The 5,615-nt window shown below is 66.0% G+C and carries 1 protein-coding gene; it reads right to left on the bottom strand.

The window, feature by feature from the left end; genetic code table 11:
• A partial coding sequence (locus tag PMN64_RS41580; protein WP_411784950.1) for an amino acid adenylation domain-containing protein occupies nucleotides 1-5,615 on the bottom strand: 5,615 nt, incomplete at both ends.

The following is a 5,615-nucleotide window of genomic DNA, read 5'->3' as shown; positions in this document are numbered from 1 at the left end:
CCATGGTCGTCGGCAGCGTCAGATGTGTATAAGAGACAGAACGGCACCAGCCCGCCATGATCATCCAGCAGATACACGCGCGTGTTCGCAATCGGACGGCCAATCGGGACAATGGCGCCATCAAACCCATCGGGGCACCTCCAGGTCGCCGCACAAACTGTTGCTTCGGTAGGTCCATAGGCATTGATAATGGATGCTGGAGCCAGACTCCGGATGAGTTCTGCCTTCGGCAGCTCTCCAGCAAGAATGAGAACTTGCGATCCCAAGCCTTCCAGCTTCTGGCTTCCCTGAAGCAAGGCTGGAGGCAGCGTCGCGTGCGTGATGGCTTCGCTTCGCAGATAATCCGATAGCTTGTTACTCGCTTGACGGAGCTCATCCGCAGGCAAATGCAATGTGGCTCCCGAACCAAACGCCATAACAAGCTCCGAGGCGCTTGCATCAAAACCGAGGGAGGCGAACTGCACCACGCGGCTGTTGCAACAAACGCCAAAAAGCCTGATCTGAGCCAAGCTGAGATTGACCAAGCCGCGATGCTCGACCATGACGCCCTTGGGGGTGCCTGTTGATCCGGAGGTGTAGATCACATAGGCGAGATGGCGCGAGGTCAGGCCGAGCGCACGCGGGTCCGGATCCGACGCCGGCAGATTTGCCCATTCCGGCGTCGCCGCCAGATCCACCACCGTCAGATCGCGTAGCGCATCGTCGCCCAGCGCCGATCGTCCCGCCGCATCGGCCAGCAGCACTCGCGGTGCCGCATCGTCGAGAACCTGTCGCAGCCGCGCCGGCGGATAGGCCGGGTCCAGCGGCAGGTACGCCCCGCCCGCCTTGAGGATCGCCAAAAGCCCGACCACCATCGCCACGCTGCGCGCAACGCAGATCGCCACCGGCTGATCCGGCTTCACCCCGAGCCCGATCAGATGATGCGCCAGCTGGTTGGCAAGCGCATTGAGCTCGCCATAGCTTAGCCGCTCCTCCTCATGGACCACCGCCACCGCCTCCGGCGCTTTTTGCACCTGCGCCTCAAACAGCTCATGGATGCACTGCTGCTCAGGATACGTCACCGCCGTCCGGTTCAGTTCCTCCAGCAGATACGCGCGCTCGTCGGCTGGCAGCAGCTCAATCCGCCCGACCGCTTGCTGCGCATCGGCAACCATCGCCCGCAGCAGCGCCAGCAGATAACCACGCTGCCGCTCGATGGTCGCGCGATCGAACAGCGCCGTGGCATAACCCAGCGTGCCAGCGATCACCTCACCCTGCTCGCCAAGGCTCAGCTCTAGATCGAACTTGACCTGATCGAAGCCGTCTGCCGCCGCCTCCACCATCAGCCCAGGAAGGCCGAACGTCCCAGCGGCGTTGTTTTGCCAGGCCAGCATCACCTGGAACAACGGCGTGTGATCAAGAGCCCGGGGCGGCTGCACGATCTCCACCACCTGCTCGAACGGCAGGTCCTGGTGCTCCTGCGCTCCCAAGACCGTGCGCCGCGTCCGCGCCAACAGCTCCGACACGCTCGGCTCGCCCGACAGGTCCAGCCGCAGCACCAGGGTGTTGACGAAGAAGCCGATCAGCTCTTCGATCTCGCGGCGACCGCGATTAGCGCTCGGCACGCCAATCGCAAGATCGTCCTGTCCCGACAGACACGACAGCACCGCAGCCCACCCCGCCAGCACCGTCATGAACAACGTCGTGCCTTGCTGCAGGCCCAGCCGCTTCAGCTCCCGCGTCAGCTCCGCATCAATAACGATCGGGACCGTCGCCCCCGCAAACGACTGCTGCGCCGGCCGCGGCCGGTCCGTCGGCAGCGCCAGACGGGCTGGCGCGCCAGACAGATTGTTGCGCCAATACTGCGCCTGGCGCTGCAGCCGCGCGCCCGACAGCCACTGCCGTTGCCAGGCGGCATAGTCCGGATACTGGATTGCAAGCGGCGGCAGCGGATCGCCTTCTCCGGCCACGAACGCCCGGTACAGCTGACTGAGTTCATGCGCCAACACGCCCAGCGACCAACCATCCGAGACAATGTGATGCTGCGTCAGCAGCAAGACGTGCTCCTCATCCGAGATCCGGATCAGCCGGCCGCGGATCAGCGGGCCGCGCGCCAGATCGAACGGCGTGCGCGCCTCTTCCCTGCACAGACCCAATAGCGCCTCGTCCGCATCCGGCCTGTCCCGCAGATCGTGCTCCACAACCGGCAGCCCCGCATCCTCCGGCAGCAGCTCCACCCAGGGCTTGCCCTCCGGCGCGACAAACACGCTGCGCAGCGCCTCATGGCGCGCCAACACACGGTCCAGGCTACGCTGCCAGGCGCTGCGGTCGAGCCCACCCTTGAGCCGCCACCCGAGCGGAATGTGATAGTTCGTACTGCTCTGATCCAGCTGCGCCAAAAACCACAGCCGCTGCTGCGCAAACGACAGCACAAGCGGCGCTTCACGCGATACCGGCACAATGGCTGCCAGGTCTTGCGCGCCGGAGCGGCTCAACTCATCCATGATACTCGCGGCCAGATCGGCCAGCACCGGTTTGGCAAACAGCGTGGTCGGCGGCAGTGTGAAGCCAATGGCCTGCGAGACCCGGCTCAACAGCTGCACCGCCAAGAGCGAGTGCCCGCCGAGCGCAAAGAAGTGGTCGTGGCGTCCGACCCGCGCCAGCCCCAGAAGCTCGGCCCAGATCTGTGCCAGCGTGGTCTCGATCTCGCCTTGCGGCGGCTCATAGGCGCGATGCGCATACGCCTCATCGTCGGGCGCCGGCAGCGCCTTGCGGTCCAGCTTGCCGTTCACCATCAGCGGCAGCGCCGCCAGCCGCACGAACGCCGATGGCACCATGTAGTCCGGCAGGTGCGCACTTATGTGCGCGCGCAAGGCGCCGGCAAGCTCGCTTCCCTCCAGCCCGTTCGAAGCTGCTTCCGGCGCGCACACCACATAGGCGACAAGACGCTGCTCGCCGCCGGGGCCCTCGTGCGCCACCACCACCGCCTCGCGCACGAATGGGTGCTCGGCAACCCGCGCCGCGATCTCACCCGGCTCGATGCGGAAGCCGCGGATCTTCACCTGGTCGTCGTTGCGGCCCAAAAACTCAAGATTGCCGTCCGGCAGATAGCGCGCCAGATCGCCCGTGCGGTACAGCCGGTCGCCCTCGACAAAGGGACTGGCGATGAACCGCTCCGCGGTCAGCTCGGGCCGGTTCAGATAGCCGCGCGCCACCCCCACCCCGCCAATGTAAAGCTCACCGGCCGCCCCAAACGGAACCGGCGCACCGTGTCCGTCAAGCAGATACACCCGCGTGTTCGCGATCGGACGGCCGATCGGGACAATGGCGCCATCAAACTCACCCGGACAACTCCACGCTGTCACGTCGATCGCAGCTTCGGTCGGACCGTACAGATTGTGCAGGCCCGTCCAAGGCAAGAGGCGCCGAACCTTATGCACACTGGCGGCAGGAAGCGCCTCGCCGCTGCATAAAACACGCCGCAGCGACGTGCAGCGGTCAACACTCTTCGCATCCAGAAAACTGACCAGCATGGATGGCACGAAGTGAACCGTCGTGATGCGCGCGCCGATGATCAAGTCGACCAATGCAGCGGGATCTCTGTGCGTATCCGGAGGCGCCAGCACCAAAGTCGCCCCTTCAAGCAAGGTCCAGAAGAACTCCCAGGCCGAGACATCGAAGCCAAATGGCGTCTTCTGCAACACGACATCAGTTGCCTTGAGACCATAGGCGTTTTGCATCCACATCAGGCGATTGACGATAGCCCGATGCTCATTCTGTGCCCCCTTGGGCGTTCCGGTGGAGCCGGAGGTGTAGATCACATAGGCGAGATGGCGGGAGGTCAGGCCGAGCGCACGCGGGTCCGGATCGGACGCCGGCAGATTGGCCCATTCCGGCGTCGCCGCCGCCAGATCCACTACCGTCAGATCGCGTAGGGCATCGTCGCCCAGCGCCGATCGTCCCGCCGCATCGGCCAGCAACAGCTGGGGCGCCGCATCCGCAAGCACCTGGTGCAGCCGCGCCGACGGATAGGCCGGATCCAGCGGCAGATAGGCGCCACCCGCCTTCAGGATCGCCAAAAGCCCGACCACCATCGCCACGCTGCGCGCAACGCAGATCGCCACCGGCTGGTCCGGCGTCACCCCGAGCCCGATCAGATGATGCGCCAGCTGGTTGGCCCGTGCATTGAGCTCGCCATAGCTTACGCGCTGGTCCTGATAGACCACCGCCACCGCATCCGGCGCCTGGCGCACCTGGGCCTCGAACAGCTCATGGATGCACCGCTCCGACGGATAGGCCGCAGCCGTCCGGTTCAGCTCCTCCAGCAGATACGCCCGCTCGTCAGGTGGCAGGATGTCCAGCTCCCGCACCGGCGTGTTCGGCGCCCGCTCCAGCGCCTCCGCCAGCTGCGCCAGCGTCTGCTGCATGTAGCCGCAGATCCGATTCGCCGAGATTGGCTCCACCACCTGCGCCGTCAGCCCGAGCGCCTCGCCAAAATCCTCCACCGACAAGGTCAGCGGATAGTTGGTGCGCTCCTCCCCGCCCAGCCATTCCATGCCGGACAGCGCATCATCGGCTGCGGAGGCGGTGACCGCCGCCGGCGTGTTGTGGCGGTAGTTCAACAGCGCGCTGAACAGCGGCGCCGGCGCCGCAACGCCGCTGCAGCGCTGCGCCAGCGCCAGCGAGGCATGCTCATGTACGAGCAGCTCGGCCAGCCGCGCGTGGGTGGTCCGCACGCTCGCCTCGACCGCGGTGCCATCAAGATCAAGCCGCAGCGGCAGCGTGTTGATGAACAGCCCCATCGCGCGGTCGGCGCCCGCCCCGCCATGCATGCGGCCGAACAGCACCGTGCCGAACACCACCTGCTCGCGGTCGCTGCTGCGCGCCACCACCTGACCCCAGGCCAGATGGCACAGGCTCGCCAGGCTCACCCCCAGCCGTCGCGCCTGGCTGCGCAGCCGTGCGTTCAGCTGCTGCGGCAGCATCCGCTGCGCCTCTCGAACCCCGCTGCCGTCGCCGCGCACCTCGCCCAAGCCGAACGGCGTGCTCGGCTCGTCGATGTCTGCCAGCCACCCCCGGAAGAACGCTTCATCCGCCTTGGCATCAGCGCCGAGATGCGCCTGCGCCACCAGATTGCGGAACGGCTGTGGTTCGGTCAGCTCATGCGCCCGCCCCTCCAGCTCAGCGCGGACCTCGGCACGCATCACCTCCAGTGTCGTGTGATCCCCGATCAGATGATGCTGCAGCTCCAACAGCAGCCAGCGCGCGCTGCCGGGCTCGCGCGCGATCACAAACCGCAACAAGGGCGCTCGGCCAAGATCGATGCGGTGCTGGCGCGGATCAAACCGATCCTTAAGCTGCGCGGCGCCAGGACCAGCAGACCCGTCCAGCTCGACCTCGCTCACCTCCAGCGATGCGTGGCGCCACACCACCTGGGCCGGGCGCGACAGCCCTTCCCAGACAAACGACGTCCTCAGGATATCGTGCCGATCCACCACCCGCTGAACCGCGGCAAGATAGCGCTCGAGCAGGTCACGATCGGCAAACGCCATCTGCGAGACCAGCAGGTACGGATCGCCCTTTGTCGCCAACAGATGATGGAACAGGATGCCGTCCTGCAGCGGCGACAAGCCATA

Origin of the sequence: Bradyrhizobium sp. UFLA01-814, assembly GCF_046718885.1 — a bacterium.
Lineage (GTDB): Bacteria > Pseudomonadota > Alphaproteobacteria > Rhizobiales > Xanthobacteraceae > Bradyrhizobium > Bradyrhizobium elkanii.
This window is presented reverse-complemented; position numbering and strand designations above follow the sequence as displayed.